This window comes from Rhodococcus aetherivorans, assembly GCF_011058165.1.
In the GTDB taxonomy this organism is placed as follows: domain Bacteria; phylum Actinomycetota; class Actinomycetes; order Mycobacteriales; family Mycobacteriaceae; genus Rhodococcus; species Rhodococcus aetherivorans.
Map to the genome: position 1 here is coordinate 35,706 of NZ_JAALEG010000040.1, position 14,930 is coordinate 50,635.

Here is a 14,930-nt window from a genome sequence, read left to right on the forward strand (position 1 = left end):
GCGAAGTCGTCCTTTCGTCGTGGGAAGGTTCCCCGATCGCGTACCCGAGGCCGGCGACCGGGAAACGTCACTCCGGTGCCAGATCCCGGGTGGCAGGGCCTTCGAGCAGACGCCCGTCCGCGGCGAAGCGGGAGCCGTGCAGCGGGCAGTCCCAGGAGGCTTCCGCGTCGTTCCATCGCAGCACGCCACCGAGGTGGGGGCACACCGCGGACACCCGGTGCGTGGTGCCGTCGACGGTGCACACCCCGACCGGGCGGAGCTTCTCCCGGCGTACCGTGCCGCGGCCCTCCGGCGGGGACGCGCCGTCGCCGGACAACTCGGCCCGCACCCATCCGCGCGTCATCTCCACCGCGACCGCGGCATTGAGCCGGGTTGCTGCCGGAAGATCGAAAAGCTTTGTGGGACTCCAGGCCTGGAACGCCGACTCCCATTCCGGAGCCGTCTCGCCGAGAATGCGGGCCGACAGCAACCGCGCCGCCGCCACCGCGTTCGTCATGCCCCACTTGCCGTAGCCGGTGCCCACGAGCAGCCGATCGTTGCCGGGAAGCAGCGGGCCCACGTACGGCAGGTGATCGAGCGTCGCATAGTCCTGCGCCGACCAGCGCGCCACGGTCTTCGCACCCGGGAAGTGGCGGCCCGTCCACGCCACGAGATCGTCCGCGGCGCCCCGATGGTCGTGTGCCCGCCCGACGGTGTGGCCGTTGCCGCCGACGAGGAAGTACCGCCCCCCGTAGGCCGTGCGCAGCGACCGCGTCGGCGAATCCACCGACAGATACATCCCGCTCGGAATGTCGCCCGGTACCTCGAACGCGGCCGCGTACGACCGCTGGGGCTCGAGCCGGGCGAAGAACCCGCCGCGGTCGAGGATCGGCGTCCCCGTCGCCAGCACGATGTGCCCGGCCCGCACCTCGCCGTGATCGGTGACCGCGACGCATCCGTTCCGGTCCGAGCGGACCTTCCGGACCCGGCAGCCGGTGAACAGGGCGCCGTCGCGCTCCCGCAGTTCGCGGGCCAGTTCGTGCAGCAACGGCATCGGATCGGTCTGCGCCTGATCCGGCAGCGTCACCGCCGCGGCCACGGGGTACGGCAGTTCCGTCTCCGTCGTCATGCGGGCGTCGAGACCGGCCGCGCGGCAGGCCTCGTGCTCGGCGCGCACCGTGGCCACGCCCTCCTCGCCGGCGCTGTAGGTGAAGGCGGCCGCGGATTCGATCGGCAGGCCCCGCTCCCGGCACAGCTGCACCACCCACCGTTGCGCCTCGAGGTTGCCGGCCACGTAGTTTCGCAGGACGTCGCGGGAATGGCCTCGGGCGATGCTGGAGAGGGTGCTGCCCTGCAGCAGGCTGATCTTGCCGGTGGTGTTGCCGGTGGTGACGGCGCCGACCGTGCGGGCCTCGAGGACGGCCACGCGGTGGCCGGCGCGCGCGAGCAGGAGGGCGGTGGCCATGCCGGTGAGGCCGGCGCCGACCACCACGGTGTCGAAGCGGGCCGGGCCCTCGGGCCACGGCGTGTCGTCGGTGCGGGCGGTGTCGGTGCGGGAGAGCCACAGTGAGGTCACCTGTGAGGAATGCCCCGTGTCGCGCCCGGGAAACCCGCGCCGGTCACCGGTCCTGCGCCGGGCCGGTCGAGGTTTGCGCCCCGTCGTGCGGGGTAGGCCGTGCAGAGCCGGCAGTGCGTCATGGTGCCGGTCCGGCAGTGCGTCATGGTGCCGGTCCGGCAGTGCGTCATGGTGCCGGTCCGGCAGTGCGCCGCGCAGTCCACGACGAGAGGTGCCCGGACCACCGGGCGGGAGGATCGGCGATGAAAGCAGTGACATGGCAGGGCAAGCGGAAGGTGAGTGTCGATACGGTCCCCGACCCGAGGATCGAGCAGCCCACCGATGCGATCATCCGCGTCACCACCACCAACATCTGCGGTTCGGATCTGCACCTGTACGAAGTGCTCGGACCGTTCATGTCGCCGGGGGACATCCTCGGCCACGAGCCCATGGGGATCGTGGAGGAGGTCGGTTCCGAGGTCACCTCGATCAAACCCGGCGACCGCGTGGTCATTCCGTTCCAGATCTCGTGCGGCAGTTGTTTCATGTGCGGGGACGGCCTGTTCTCCCAGTGCGAGACCACCCAGGTCACCGAGCAGGGCACCGGCGCGGCGCTGTTCGGGTATTCGAAGCTGTACGGGAGCGTGCCCGGTGGCCAGGCGCAGTATCTGCGTGTGCCGCATGCGGATTCGACCCACATTTCGGTTCCGGAGGGGCCGCCGGACTCGCGGTTCGTCTACCTGTCCGACGTGCTGCCCACCGCCTGGCAGGCCGTGGAGTACGCGCATGTGCCCGACGGGGGTTCGGTGACGGTGCTCGGCCTCGGGCCCATCGGCGAGATGGCCGGACGGATCGCCGTGCACCGCGGCCACCGGGTGATCGGTGTCGACATGGTGCCCGAGCGGCTCGCGCGCGCCGCCACCCGCGGCATCGAGACCATCGACCTGAAGGAGGCCGGGAACTCGCTGGGCGAGATGATCCGCGACCGCACCGGCGGCCGCGGCACCGACTCGGTGATCGACGCGGTCGGCATGGAAGCGCACGGGTCACCCGTCGCCACCGCCCTGCAGACCGCGACGGGGCTGCTGCCGTCCGCGTTGTCCGCGCCGCTGATGACCCACGTCGGTATCGACCGGCTGCACGCCCTCTACACCGCGATCGACGTGGTGCGCCGGGGCGGCACCCTCTCGCTCAGCGGCGTGTACGGCGGCATGACCGACCCGATGCCGATGATGACCCTGTTCGACAAGCAGATCCGGCTGCGGATGGGTCAGGCGAACGTCAACCACTGGGTGCCGCAGATCATGCCGCTGCTCACCGACGACGATCCGCTCGGAGTGGACACCTTCGCCACGCACCGGTTGCCGCTGTCGGACGCCCCGCACGCGTACGAGATCTTCCAGCGCAAGCAGGAGGGCGCGATCAAGATCCAGCTCGAGCCCTGACCGGTGCCGCCGGCGTCACACCAGGTCGGCCGCGGTACGCGGCAGATCCGCGGTGTCGACGTCGGCGGCCTCGAATGGGGAGCGCAACGCCGTCGCGGTCGCCCAGCCCTGGGCGAGCAGGCCCGCGTCGGTGTCCTCGGCCTCGTCGGCCCGGATGTCGCTGAAGGTCACGGTGACGTACTGGCGCTCCCCGTCGTCCGGGTCCTGGTCGGTTTCGCCGATGTCGGCCTGCACGGCGCCGAACGCCGCGAGCGGTGCCGTGCGCAGGCCGCGCAGTTCGCTCAGCGGGATGTCGGGCACGTTGACGTTGAGCACCGTGCCGGGCGTGCCCTGCGTCAGCACCCACTGCAGGGCGTGCCGGGCGACGACCTCGGCACCCTCCCAGTGCTCGTGGACCGAACCGGACAGCGAGACCGCCAGGGCCAGGCTGCCGTGGTTGGCTCCGGTGAGCGCCGCGCCGACCGTGCCGGAGTGCAGGATCGCGTGGCCGGTGTTGGGGCCGTGGTTGATTCCCGACAGGACGATGTCGGGTTTGGGGCCGAACGCCCCGTACATCGAGACGAAGGCGATCAAGGCCGGCGACGCCTCGACGGCGAGCACCGTCGTGTCCGGCAGGTCCGGGAACGCCCGCGGCGCGACGACGAGCCGGCCGTCCTCCTCGAGTGCGCTGAGCGACGCGCTGGCGCCGCTGCGCTCGGCATGGGGGGCGGCCACCACCACGTCGAGACCGGCGTCCACCGCCACCCGGGCGAGCACCGAGATGCCGTGGCTGTCCACCCCGTCGTCGTTGACGATCAGCGCTCTCACGTTCCTACCTCCCGCTCTTCCCCTTCGCGAACGGCCGGACCTCGACGCTCTCGGCGACCTTGTCGACGAGTTCTCGCTGCCCCGTGGCCAACCCGTGCCGCGTGACGTTGACGGCGCCCGCCGCGGCACCGAGCTGCAGGGCTTCGACCATCGTGGCTCCGGCGGCTAGCGCGGCGCCCATCCCGGCGGTCATGGAGTCGCCGGCGCCGCGGTGGTCGGCGATGTTCAGCGGCGGCGCGACGACTTCCCACAGCTCGCCGTCGACGAGGGCGAGGGCGGGGTCGCCGGCGCGAGACAGCACCACGTTGCGGGCGCCCTGCGAGACGAGTTCCTTCATGGCCGCGGTGAGGTCGTCGATGTCCTCGGACTTCGCCCTGCCGTCCTCGAGGAGATCCTCGTGACTGACCTTGAGCACGGCGAGACCGCCCTCGAGCGCCGCGGTCATGGTGGGGCCGGACAGGTCGGCGACGACGGGAACACCCAGGGCGGTCAGGTCGGCCGCCAGCCGGGTGTAGACGTCGTGCGGCACCGCCCGGTCGGAATGCGGGCCACCGAGCAGCGCCACGTCCGCCTCGAGGCCCTCGGCCAGCGCCGCGCCGAACAGGTCGTCGGCCTCGTGCCGGTTGAGCGTCGGCGGCGGAACCTCCACGATCTCCTCACGCTCACCCCCGCGGCGGTCGTGCACGTACGAGCCGTTCTGGCCGGCGGTGAACACCGATCGCACCGATACGCCTTCCTGTGCGATGAGATCGCTGACGACGGGGCCGGTCTCGCCGCCGAAGGTGCCGCACAGCCGCACCTTCAGGCCGAGTGTGACCGCCATGCGGGCGATCCAGAAGCCCTGCCCGCCGGCGTGGACGTGCAGTTCCGGGACATCCGACGGCGACGACTCGATGGTGACGGTGAGCAGGGGAGTGGGTGCGAAGACGAAGGCGGAGGGCGCGCTGTCGTCGTTGCCGTCTCGGGGAGCGGGGTTCATGCATGTCCTTCGAAATGGGGAGGAGACGGCGCCCGCGGTGGCGGACGCGCGGTTCGCGTTGCGGTGCGGCCTCGCTCAGGCCGTATCGCCGGGGGAGTCGGCGAGGACGGGATCGTAGACGGGGGCGTTCGGCACCTCGGGCGGGCGCACATTGGCGCCGAGCGAGTACGCGAGGTGCCCGCCCAGCAGGCCGCCCAGCCCGATCAGTACGGTGCCGGCGGCGCTCAGCGTCACCGCGCCGGCGGCGCTACGCGTCACCGCGCCGGCGGCGCTACGCGTCACCGCGCCGGCGGCGCTACGCGTCACCGCGCCGGGACCGGAACTGCGGCGGCGCTGGCGGTAGGACAGGGCCATGAGGGCTGCTCCGGCGCCGTTGACGGCCGCGTGGATCAACCCCACCCGGCGCTGCACGGTGTCGGTGTGCACCCAGTCGACCCAGCCGGCCAGAACCGTCGGCGGCGTCGCCAGCAGACCGAGCCCGATCAGCCGCCGCGCGGTCTCGGGTTGTCGCAGGGCGTCGAAGACGCCGGCCGCGGTCCACGCCCCGATGGGGACGGCCACCAGCGCCGGGTGCAGCGGGTGGCCCACGGGAGCGCCGTGCAGCACGGCCCCGATCGGGCTGTCCGCCAGCCGCCCGACCTGCTTCCGCAGCACCTCGGCGGGACCGTCCAGCCACGCCGCCGACTCCGTCCCGGAATACAGGATCTCCATCTGCGAGTCCGTCATGCCCACGGGCATACCCCGCCCCGACCGGGTGAAACCTGCCAGACGGGTGTACGACGCAGATCGGCGGGGTATCTCCTGCGATCATGAGACAGCGCATCGTGATCACCGGCGCCAGCGGCAACGTCGGCACCGCCCTGCTGCGGCGCCTCGCCCGGCGATCGGAGCCGCCGGAGATCGTGGCCGTCGCCCGGCGCGTGCCACCGCCCACCGACCCCTACGACGGCGTGACCTGGCACAGCGTCGACCTCGCCGCACCCGGCGCCGAGACCGGGCTGCGCCCCCTCCTCGAAGGGGCCGACGCCGTCGTGCACCTGGCCTGGGGTTTCCAGCCCTCGCACCGGCGGGACTATCTGCGCCGGACCGGAGTGGACGGCACCGCCGCCGTGATCGGGGCGACCCTCGCCGCCGGCGTCGGACACCTGGTGCACATGTCCTCCGCCGCGGTGTACGCGGCCGGGGCCTACGGCCGGGCGGTCGACGAGTCGTGGCCCGCGACCGGCATCGAATCGTGCGCGTACAGCGTCGACAAGGTCGCGGCGGAGCGGCTGCTCGACGAGCGGATCGAGGGCGCGGCCGCGGCGCCGATCGTCACCCGTTTCCGGCCGGGCTTCATCGGCCAGTACGCGGGCGGCAGCGCGCTGCGCCGCTACGCGGTGCCGGGATACGTGCCCGACGTCGTGCTCCGTCACCTGCCGTTGCTGCCCGTGGACCCCGGAACTTCGATCCCCGCCGTGCACGCCGACGACGTGGCCGCCGCGCTCGATGCCGCCCTGGAGCGGCGGGTGCCGGGCGTGTTCAACCTCGCGACCCCCGAACCGCTGCGTGCGGGCGACATCGCCGGGGCGTTCGGGGCCCGTGCGATCCCCGTACCGCGGCAGGTGCTGCGGGCCGTCGTCGAGGCGACCTGGCAGGTCCACCTGCAACCGATCGCCGGCGGATGGATCGACCTGGCCTACAACACCCCGATGCTCGACTGTGACCGGGCCCGCCGAGACCTGGACTGGGCACCGACCGTTCCGGGCCCCCAGGTGTGGCGCGAGGCCATCGCGGGTATGCAGGCCGAGGCCGGCACCGACAGCCCGGTCCTGCGCAGTCGCGGGCCGCTCGAGACGATGAGCGTCCTGCTCGGCCGCGGGACCGTCGGGCGCCGCGTGCCGCCGTGACCACTCGCGGCGGAGCGACGAGAGAGGGTATCGGGATGAGCGAAACAGCGCAGCGCGACACCACGGCGACGCCGCAACAGGTGTGGGATGTCCTCGCCGACGGCTGGTCGTACGCGGGCTGGGTGGTGGGCGCCTCCCGCATCCGGGCCGTGGACGACGCGTGGCCGGCGGTGGGCAGCCGCATCCACCACTCGGTGGGGGTGTGGCCCGCCCTGCTGAACGACCATACCGAGGTGGTGGAATCGATCCCCGGCAGGGAGCTGAAGCTGCGTGCGCGGGCGTGGCCGGCCGGGCAGGCCGAGATCACCATGCGCCTGCACGAGCGGCCCGGGGGGTGCCGGATCGAGATGGCCGAGAAGGCCGCCGCCGGCCCGGCTCAGTTCGTACCCGGTGCGATCCAGGCCCGGCTGGTGCTGCCGCGCAACGTCGAGTGCCTGCGCCGGCTCATGCTCATGGCCGAACACGCCACGGAGCCGAAGGGCGTCGGAGAGTGAGCACCGAGACCGTCGACGCCGTCGTCGTCGGCGCCGGCCAGAACGGCCTGACCGCGGCGGCCGTGCTCGCCGACGCCGGCTGGGACGTCCTGGTGCTCGAGGAGCAGCACGAGATCGGCGGCGCCGTCCGCACGGCGGAACTGCATCCGGGCTTCCGTATGGACCTGTTCAGCGCCTTCTACCCCCTCGCGGCGGCGTCCCCGGCGTTCCGCGCGCTCGACCTCGCGTCGCACGGGCTGCGGCTGCGGCGGGCGCCGCGGGTGTACGGGCACGCCGCCGGGCCGGACGACGAGGACGCCGCGGTGGTCTATCCGGACGTCACCGAGACCGCGGCGGAACTCGAACGGCGCCACCCCGGCGACGGGACCACCTGGATCCGCCTGGCCGAGCAGTGGAAGGGCATCCGTGAGCCCTTCCTGAGCACCCTGTTCGAGCCGTTCCCACCGGTGCGCGGCCCGGCGGGGCTGATCCGCCGGCTCGGCACCGCGGACGCACTGCGCTTCATGCGGATGCTGGCGCTGCCCGCCCGCCGGATGGCCCAGGAACTGTTCGGCGGTGAGCACGCGCGGCTGCTGCTGCTCGGCAACGCCATGCACGCCGACACCCCCGTGGACTCGGCGGGCAGCGGAATCATGGGATACGTCCTGACCATGCTCGCCCAGGACGTCGGCTATCCGGTGCCCGAGGGCGGCGCCGGGGAGCTCGCGGCGGCCCTGGCGCGGCGCGGCGAACGCAGCGGGGCCCGGATCCTGTGCGGCCGGAAGGTCACCGGCATCGAGGTCGGCGGCGGTGTGGCGACCGAGGTCCGCACCGAGCAGGGGGAGCGGTTCCGGGTACGGCGCGCGGTACTGGCCGACGTGTCCGCGCCGGCACTGTTCGGTTCGCTCCTGCCCGCGGACGCCGTGCCCGCCGCGGTCCGCGACGACCTGCGGCGCTTCGAGTGGGACACGCCCGTGGTGAAGGTGAACTACGCGTTCGACCGGCCGATTCCGTGGCGCTCGCCGGCGCTCGCGACGGCCGGGACCGTCCACCTCGGCGCCGACGCCGACGGTCTCGTGCACTGGTCGGCCGACCTCGCGACCGGCCGCGTCCCGGAGCATCCCTTCATCATCTTCGGCCAGATGACCACCACAGATCCTGCCCGCTCGCCGGAGGGAACGGAAAGCGCCTGGGCGTACACGCATCTGCCGCGCGGTGTCGCCGACGACGCCTCCGCGGAGGAACTCGCCCGGCGCGTCGACGCCGAACTCGAGGCGCACGCGCCGGGGGTGCTGAGCTCGGTCGTGCACCGCAGCGTGCAACGCCCGCGCGACCTCGAGGCCGCCAACGCGAACCTCGTCGGGGGGGCGGTCAACGGCGGCACCGCCCAGATCCATCAGCAGCTCGTGTTCCGGCCGTTGCCCGGCTTCGGTGGTCCCCGCACGCCGGTCGAGGGTGTGTACCTGGCCGGCTCGTCCACCCATCCCGGCGGTGGCGTCCACGGGATGTGCGGGTGGAACGCGGCCCGGGCGGCCCTGCGCGACCACGGCGTGGGCGGCAGGGTTCGGCGGCGGCTGAACGGGGCGATCTCGGACGTGCTGATGCGCAGCTGAATTCCCGGTGCCCTTGCCGAACGCGGAGATTCACACGTTTCGGGGTTGAGCGATTCGCCGACGGGGTATCAGAAGTCATGGGAACGCCAGTGGGAACACCGATCCGGCAGGTGTACAACCCTTCCCTCGTGCCGCGGGCGCTGCGCGAGGTGGAAGGCGGAGTCGCCGCAATCGCCGCGGGCATCTGCGTGATCGCCGCCGTCGGCGTGGGTGTGCTCTCCGCTTCCGCCGTCACGGGCATCGGGGCCGGACTCGCCGTGGCGGCGGGACTGTCGTTCATGCTCGGTTCGCTGGCCCCGACCGGGGCGGCGCCGGCCGGCGCGCGCCGGGAGCCCGACCGTGCCGGGCCCTCGTTGTTCCGCAACCGTCCGGACGGCGCCGCGGCTCCCGCATCGCGGCGCACCGCCGTCACCGCCTTCCGCCCGCACCACGTTTCGGGCGGCCGCTTGGAGGGGTACTCCCACGTATGACAACGACGTCTCGCCCGGAGTCCAACGTGTCCCTCGCCCGGTCCACCCACGGGGGTCGTGCCGTCGCAGCCGGGGTCCGGTAACGTGCCGGCGCCCAGGAGGGTGTGGCGACTGCCCGGTGTGTACCGCCCGCAGGAGGATTCGCATCTGCTCGCCGGCGCACTCGATCGTGCGGCGGCACCCCCCGGCGCCAAGGTGCTCGACTTCTGCACCGGCACAGGGTTCATCGCCGTGTCGGCGGCCATGTCCGGTGCCGGGTCCGTGACGGCACTGGACATCGCTCCCCGGGCGGTCCTCGCGGCGCGTATCAACGCGCGGTCGCGGCAGCTTCCCATCCGGGTCCTGCGCGGCGGACTGGACGAAGCCGACCGGCACGGACCGTTCGACGTGGTGCTGTCCAATCCGCCCTACGTACCGCACGCAGCCGGGGACGGTGACGCCCGCTGGGATGCCGGTGCCGACGGGCGGGCGGTGCTGGACCCGCTGTGCCGGAGCCTGCCGAACCTGTTGTCTCCCGGCGGTTTCGCTCTCGTCGTGCATTCGGAGTTCTCCGGGGTGGACGAGACGCTCGTCCGGTTGCGCGACGGCGGTCTCAAGGCCTCCGTCGTGGCGCGTCGCCGGATCCCGTTCGGGCCCGTGATGCGCAGCCGCGCCGGGTATCTGCGGGCGCGTTACGAACTGCCCGCGGGCGTCGACACCGAGGAAGTGGTGGTGATCCGTGCCGATCGAACACACTGCCCGTGAAGTAGCCACGGACGGCAGCCCCCGGGACACGTCTTCCGGGGGCGTCGCTGTGCCCGGCCTGTGCTCGGGACTGCGGGTGGAGGGTCCCGCGGGGGCGGAGCCCAGGGTCGTCCGCCTGGTCCGCGGCGGTCCCGTCCTGGTCGAGGGCCCGGTGCGCATCGTGACCGAGGACGGCGACGAGGTGGAATCGGACCGGTTCGTCGTCGCGATCTGCCGGTGCCGGCGCAGCGAGCGGTACCCGCTGTGCGACACCAGTCACCGCCGGTCCCGGCGCGATCCACGCTGAGACCCGCCGGTTCCGGCGGGGTGCCGGTCGTGCCGGGTGCGCACGACGTCGGTGGACAACGCGGGGCGGGCGGTTCCCGAGAGGAACCGCCCGCCCCGCAACGCGTTTACGCGTCGTCACGCGTCAATACCAGTACTTCCGGCCGCCGACAGCCCGGCCCGTCGCTCCGAGGATCGCCAGGATTGCGCCTACCACCAGGAGAATGATCCCGAGCGTCCACAGGATAGAGATGTTGGTGAGGAAACCCACCACGAGCAGAATCAAACCCAGAATGATCATGAGTGTCACCTCGCTGTCGGTGCCCGTTGCCGGTCGGATCCGGGCCGTGCACAGGGGATACCCGCATCGGATGTGCCGAAACCTCGCGAACCGCTCGTGGTGGGAAGGATGTGCACTTCGCGTCGATCCGTGGCGCGCGGACGGCGCCGGTGGCATTGTCGGGTGCATGCCTACTTCGGAGAACCCCGGGGACAGCGTCCCCGGCGAGTACAGCGTCGACGACGAGGACCAGTTGCAGCCGGAGGATTCCCTGATCGACCGCGGTGTCGACGACGTCCTCGACGAGGGATTCTCGCCGATGGAACGACCCGTCGGCCTCGAACGCCACGAGACCTTGGACGAACGGCTCCGCGAGGAGGAGCCCGAACGCGAGGACGACGAGGGGGAGAACGAGTTCCGCAGCTCCGTCGCCGAGGCGGGCCGGGCGCGCGCGGGACGCCTCGTCGCGCCGGACGAGGGCACCGCCGAGGACGTGGATTCCGAGCTGTTCGGCACGGACGTAGGGATCGACGGGGGCGCGGCCTCCGCCGAGGAAGCGGCCGTCCACCTGATCGAGGAGGAGGAGCCCGACCGGCAGGACTGAACGGCGGCCGCCCGGCACCCGAGGACTCGGATGCCGGGCGGCGATCGGCCGGAGGGACGCTCAGACGGCTCCGGCGCCGAGCAGGGACGACTCGTCGTCGTTCCACCGCTCGAGCACGTAGGCGGCGAGCCGGCCCTCGAGGTATTCCATCGCCTCCGCGCCGAACGCGATGTCGCCCGCGCAGCGCGGATCCCGTTCCACCAGATCGCCCACCACGTCGTAGCGCAGCACCTGCTCGTGCACCGCGTCCGCCTCGATGTGCTCGGTGTAGAAGTGGATGCAGGCGCTCGGCGCGCCGAGGCGTTCGAGGCCGCGTGCCATGCGGCGCGCCATCGGGGAGGAGGTGATCTCCGCGGAGGCGAACAACCCCACGAGCTTCGGGGTGTGTGCGCGGTGCAGCCCGCACAGGGACATGAAGTTCACCGTCGCGAGCGTCTCCGCCGGCACCCGGTCCAGATACGCCAGGTATCCCGGGTCGAGTCCGGCCGCGGCGAGCAGGTCGAAGTAGAGGGTCGAGTGCATGCGGTCGGCCCGGCCGCCGCCGTACTCGTCGAACTCCACCGCGACGAGCGCCGCTTTCGCCCGGCCCGTGAGCCGGGGGATGGCGAACGAGTGCGGGTCGGCCTCCTTGAGGTGGTAGACGGACCGGTGCACGAAGAACTCGCGCACCTGCTCCCAGGTGCCGCGTTCGCAGATGTGGTGGGACACGCCCCACGCGTCCTCGGGTTCGCGGCACAGGTCGTCGAGCACCCGCTGGGGATCGTTGCCCGAGGGCACGTCGGCGTGCAGCCGGTCCAGGAACAGCCCCTCGAGGCCGGCCCGGACGGTCAGCGGGCCCGGCGCCCATTCCCAGCCCGCGTCGACTCCGTCGAACCCGCGGTAGGACAGTTCGTACAGCACCGTCAGGGCCAGCTGGGCGTCCTCGCCGTAGGGGTCGATCCCGGCCACCTCGATCGGCCAGATCGTGGTATCGGCCGGACGCGCGAGCCGCTCGATCACCTCTCGGGAGACAGGGCCCCGGGCCCGCGGAAGGGCGGAGGACTGCATCACGACGGTCGGCGAATTCGCAGGCATGTGCGCGGATACCCGGACCCGATTCGTGCGAAACGCCCTGCGGCGCGCGGGTGTGGGACGGGTTCGCGCGGGTATCCGCCCGGGCATGAACGGTGACCACAGCGACAACGAGAACACGGCGCCCGGGGGCGAGGACGTCGAGCGCCCGCCCCACACGATCGACTATCCCGGTGCGACGGCCGACATGGCCGAGCAGCCCCGCGACGAGATGCGGGACTACCGGGGCCGTGACCTGCTCGCCGGACGCAAGGCCCTGATCACCGGCGGCGACTCCGGCATCGGGCGCGCGGTGGCGGTGGCCTTCGCGAAGGAGGGAGCCGACGTCGCGATCGCCTACCTGGAGGAGCACGACGACGCCGAGCACACCGCGGAACTGGTGCGGCGTGCAGGCCGTGCATGCCATCTGCTCCCGGGCGATCTCGCCGCCGCGGAGCACTGTCGCGCGGTGGTCGCCGACGCGGCCGCGGCGCTCGGCGGCCTGGATCTGCTGGTGAACAACGTCGCGTACCAGGAGCCGGTGGACGACCTCGCCGAGCTCGACGACGCCCAGTGGCGGCGGACGTTCGCGGTGAACATCGACAGCTACTTCCACGTGACGAAGGCGGCGCTCGCTCACCTGCCCCGCGGCTCCGCGGTGATCAACACCGCCTCCATCAACGGTCTGCGGGGCAACAAGTCGCTGATCGACTATTCGGCGACGAAGGGCGCGGTGCTCGCGCTGACGTACTCGCTGGCGCAGTCCTTCCAGGATCGGGGAATCCGCATCAACTGCGTGGCGCCGGGGCCGGTATGGACGCCGCTGATCCCCGCCACCATGGATGCGGAGAAGGTCGCGACGTTCGGGCAGCAGGCCCCGTTCGGCCGGGCCGCGCAGCCCGACGAGATCGCGCCCTCGTACGTCTTCTTCGCCTCCGAGACGATGTCGTCGTACTACAGCGGTGAGGTGCTCGCACCGATCGGTGGCGAGACGCTGCCCGGCTGAGCCCGGTCACCGCCGCCGGTAGCGCCAGGGGTAGGCGACCCACAGGGTCAGGAACAGCACGACCGTGACGACGCCCGCGGCGATGCCGGCGGCGGTATTGACCACCAGTCCGACGACGAGCACGACGACGCCGGTCATCGCGACGCCCAGCAGGAGCAGGCCCGCCATGGCGAAGCGGTGCGCGGTGTTCACCAGCTCGGGGAGCCGGCGCTGCCGGAAGAGCAGGCGGTGCATGCCCACGGGAGCGACGAGGAGGATGGTGGCCGCGATCGACGCGAGCACGGTGACGAGGTAGACGCCGCGCTGGAAGTCGGTGAGTGCGTCGAACCGGCTCTGGAACGGCAGGGTGAGCAGGAAGCCTGTGAGGAGCTGGACGCCGGTCTGCACTACGCGCAGCTCCTGCAGCAGGCTCGACCAGTTCCGGTCCAGCCGCTGCACGGGGGTCTCGTGCCGGACCTGCCTGTTCCACTCCTCGTTCGGCACCGCTGCGGGCTGCACGGTTGTGACATGCCCCGTACGGCGCCCGTCAAACCTCCGCGGCGACGACGGCAGCCCACTTGTGACCTGTGTCACTGTGGGGGTACTGTCGGCTCCACCAGGGACAACGGCGCTCTGAGGAAGGAGAGCGGTCATGAAGCTCAATCTGTTCGTCGCATGGACCGGATACATGCTCGCGTTGCTCTCGATCGTGAGTCTTGCGGCCTTCCTCTACGCCGCGGGTTCCGGCAACGGCGGGTGGGCGCTTGTCGCCGGCATAGTATGCGTCGTCGCGGTCGCGTCGGCGATCGCGATGATCGGCACGACCGTCCATCACGACCACCGTCTGCATCGCGAGACGCCGCACCTGTTCTGACGGTCCGGTCCCGCCGCCGCCTCACGCCTCGGCCAGGCGCCGCTTCTCGAGTTCCACGTCGAACCCGGCGAGCGGCCAGTCCAGGTCGAGGCCTTCGAACGCGTCGATGAGCAGTTCCATGACGGCGATGCGGCTGTACCACTTGCGGTCGCAGGGCACGACGTACCAGGGGGCGTGATCCGTCGACGTTCTGTCGAGCATCGCCTGGTACGCCTCCTGGTAGGCCGGCCACAGCTTGCGTTCGGAGACGTCGCCCGGGTTGTACTTCCAGTGCTTGTCCCGCCGCTCGAGCCGTTCTGCCAGGCGCCGCTTCTGCTCCTCGAGCGAGACGAACATCGCGACCTTGATCAGCGTGGTCCCGTTGTCGACGAGCTCACGCTCGAACTGGTTGATCTCGTCGTACCGGGCGCTCCACACGCTCTCCGGTACGAGGTTGTGGACCCGTACGATGAGGACGTCCTCGTAGTGTGAGCGGTCGAACACGCCGAGCTGCCCGGCCCGCGGCAGTGCCTTGTTGATGCGCCACAGGTAGTGGTGGCGCCTCTCGTCGGGGGTGGGCACGCCGAACGACGTGTGGTCGACGCCCTGCGGATCCACGTGGCCGATCACGTTGCGGACCATGCCGCCCTTGCCGGCCGTGTCCATGCCCTGCAGGATCAGCAGGATCGACCGGCGGTCGCCCGAGCGCCCGTTGGCGAACAGCATCTCCTGTAGCCGCGAGAGCACCGCGCCGCGTTCCTCGATGAGCAGTTCGCCGGTGGCCTTGTCGCCGGAGAAGCCCGGGGTGCCGTTGGTGTCGATCTCGGCGACCCTGGTTCCGGCGTGGGCGCGCAGCACTTCGACGGCCGGCGTCTGCCACGGGTCGGTGCTCTTGACGGTCATGATGCCGAGGGTGCCACATCCGGCGACCGGATCAGCC

The 14,930-nt window shown here is 71.8% G+C and carries 18 protein-coding genes; 10 read left to right on the forward strand and 8 right to left on the reverse strand.

Features of this window, described 5'->3' with window-relative positions:
- Nucleotides 1–67: 67 nt before the first annotated feature.
- Entirely contained in the window at nucleotides 68–1,555 is a 1,488-nt protein-coding gene (locus G6039_RS16725) for an FAD-dependent oxidoreductase (protein ID WP_043803300.1), read from the reverse strand.
- Nucleotides 1,556–1,797: 242 nt separating this feature from the next.
- Between G6039_RS16725 and G6039_RS16730 the strand changes: the two genes are divergently transcribed.
- Nucleotides 1,798–2,979, forward strand: coding sequence for a zinc-dependent alcohol dehydrogenase (locus G6039_RS16730; protein WP_006946473.1), 1,182 nt, complete (start codon nucleotides 1,798–1,800; stop codon nucleotides 2,977–2,979).
- Nucleotides 2,980–2,994: 15 nt separating this feature from the next.
- Here G6039_RS16730 and surE read toward each other — a convergent pair whose 3' ends face one another.
- From surE to G6039_RS16745, 3 genes are all read right to left on the reverse strand, one after another.
- Nucleotides 2,995–3,786, reverse strand: coding sequence for a 5'/3'-nucleotidase SurE (surE, locus tag G6039_RS16735; RefSeq protein ID WP_006946475.1), 792 nt, complete (start codon nucleotides 3,784–3,786; stop codon nucleotides 2,995–2,997).
- A gap of 4 nt (nucleotides 3,787–3,790) precedes the next feature.
- Nucleotides 3,791–4,765, reverse strand: coding sequence for a PfkB family carbohydrate kinase (locus tag G6039_RS16740; RefSeq protein ID WP_043803297.1), 975 nt, complete (start codon nucleotides 4,763–4,765; stop codon nucleotides 3,791–3,793).
- A 75-nt stretch (nucleotides 4,766–4,840) separates the two neighbouring features.
- Nucleotides 4,841–5,503 (reverse strand): DUF2231 domain-containing protein, encoded by a 663-nt coding sequence (locus G6039_RS16745; RefSeq protein ID WP_051446194.1) that lies wholly within the window; start codon nucleotides 5,501–5,503, stop codon nucleotides 4,841–4,843.
- Between the two features lie 71 nt (nucleotides 5,504–5,574).
- Between G6039_RS16745 and G6039_RS16750 the strand changes: the two genes are divergently transcribed.
- The 6 genes from G6039_RS16750 (at nucleotide 5,575) to G6039_RS16775 (ending at nucleotide 10,240) form a co-directional block, all read left to right on the forward strand.
- Nucleotides 5,575–6,654: an NAD-dependent epimerase/dehydratase family protein gene (locus G6039_RS16750; RefSeq protein ID WP_043803294.1), complete on the forward strand. Its 1,080-nt coding sequence runs from the start codon at nucleotides 5,575–5,577 to the stop codon at nucleotides 6,652–6,654.
- Nucleotides 6,655–6,689: 35 nt separating this feature from the next.
- Nucleotides 6,690–7,148, forward strand: coding sequence for an SRPBCC family protein (locus tag G6039_RS16755; protein WP_006946482.1), 459 nt, complete (start codon nucleotides 6,690–6,692; stop codon nucleotides 7,146–7,148).
- Nucleotides 7,145–8,740, forward strand: a complete 1,596-nt coding sequence (locus tag G6039_RS16760) for a phytoene desaturase family protein (protein WP_029545221.1) — start codon at nucleotides 7,145–7,147, stop codon at nucleotides 8,738–8,740. Before G6039_RS16755 ends, G6039_RS16760 begins: the two co-directional genes overlap by 4 nt.
- An 89-nt stretch (nucleotides 8,741–8,829) precedes the next feature.
- Nucleotides 8,830–9,210: a hypothetical protein gene (locus G6039_RS16765; RefSeq protein WP_006946487.1), complete on the forward strand. Its 381-nt coding sequence runs from the start codon at nucleotides 8,830–8,832 to the stop codon at nucleotides 9,208–9,210.
- A 102-nt stretch (nucleotides 9,211–9,312) separates the two neighbouring features.
- Entirely contained in the window at nucleotides 9,313–9,954 is a 642-nt protein-coding gene (locus G6039_RS16770) for a HemK2/MTQ2 family protein methyltransferase (RefSeq protein WP_072635791.1), read from the forward strand.
- 76 nt (nucleotides 9,955–10,030) lie between these two features.
- Nucleotides 10,031–10,240, forward strand: coding sequence for a CDGSH iron-sulfur domain-containing protein (locus tag G6039_RS16775; RefSeq protein WP_006946490.1), 210 nt, complete (start codon nucleotides 10,031–10,033; stop codon nucleotides 10,238–10,240).
- Nucleotides 10,241–10,363: 123 nt separating this feature from the next.
- Here the strand turns inward: G6039_RS16775 and G6039_RS16780 are convergent, their stop codons facing one another.
- Entirely contained in the window at nucleotides 10,364–10,519 is a 156-nt protein-coding gene (locus G6039_RS16780) for a DUF6131 family protein (RefSeq protein ID WP_003937495.1), read from the reverse strand.
- A gap of 166 nt (nucleotides 10,520–10,685) precedes the next feature.
- On the opposite strand from G6039_RS16780, the gene G6039_RS16785 reads away from it, so the two are divergent.
- A complete protein-coding gene (locus G6039_RS16785; RefSeq protein ID WP_029545216.1) occupies nucleotides 10,686–11,102 on the forward strand; it encodes a DUF5709 domain-containing protein in 417 nt (138 codons plus the stop codon).
- A 60-nt stretch (nucleotides 11,103–11,162) separates the two neighbouring features.
- Here G6039_RS16785 and G6039_RS16790 read toward each other — a convergent pair whose 3' ends face one another.
- Nucleotides 11,163–12,176 carry an iron-containing redox enzyme family protein gene (locus G6039_RS16790; protein ID WP_043803292.1) on the reverse strand — a complete coding sequence of 338 codons (1,014 nt, stop codon included), beginning with the start codon at nucleotides 12,174–12,176 and terminating at the stop codon, nucleotides 11,163–11,165.
- 85 nt (nucleotides 12,177–12,261) lie between these two features.
- Here G6039_RS16790 and G6039_RS16795 point away from each other — a divergent pair, with 85 nt between their 5' ends.
- On the forward strand, nucleotides 12,262–13,158 hold the full coding sequence (locus G6039_RS16795) for an SDR family oxidoreductase (protein WP_051446193.1): 897 nt from the start codon (nucleotides 12,262–12,264) through the stop codon (nucleotides 13,156–13,158).
- A gap of 6 nt (nucleotides 13,159–13,164) precedes the next feature.
- Here the strand turns inward: G6039_RS16795 and G6039_RS16800 are convergent, their stop codons facing one another.
- On the reverse strand, nucleotides 13,165–13,656 hold the full coding sequence (locus G6039_RS16800) for a DUF6328 family protein (protein WP_029545210.1): 492 nt from the start codon (nucleotides 13,654–13,656) through the stop codon (nucleotides 13,165–13,167).
- A gap of 133 nt (nucleotides 13,657–13,789) precedes the next feature.
- Here G6039_RS16800 and G6039_RS16805 point away from each other — a divergent pair, with 133 nt between their 5' ends.
- Entirely contained in the window at nucleotides 13,790–14,011 is a 222-nt protein-coding gene (locus G6039_RS16805) for a hypothetical protein (RefSeq protein ID WP_006946496.1), read from the forward strand.
- Nucleotides 14,012–14,032: 21 nt separating this feature from the next.
- Here the strand turns inward: G6039_RS16805 and G6039_RS16810 are convergent, their stop codons facing one another.
- Nucleotides 14,033–14,893 carry a PPK2 family polyphosphate kinase gene (locus G6039_RS16810; RefSeq protein ID WP_006946498.1) on the reverse strand — a complete coding sequence of 287 codons (861 nt, stop codon included), beginning with the start codon at nucleotides 14,891–14,893 and terminating at the stop codon, nucleotides 14,033–14,035.
- Nucleotides 14,894–14,930: the final 37 nt, after the last annotated feature.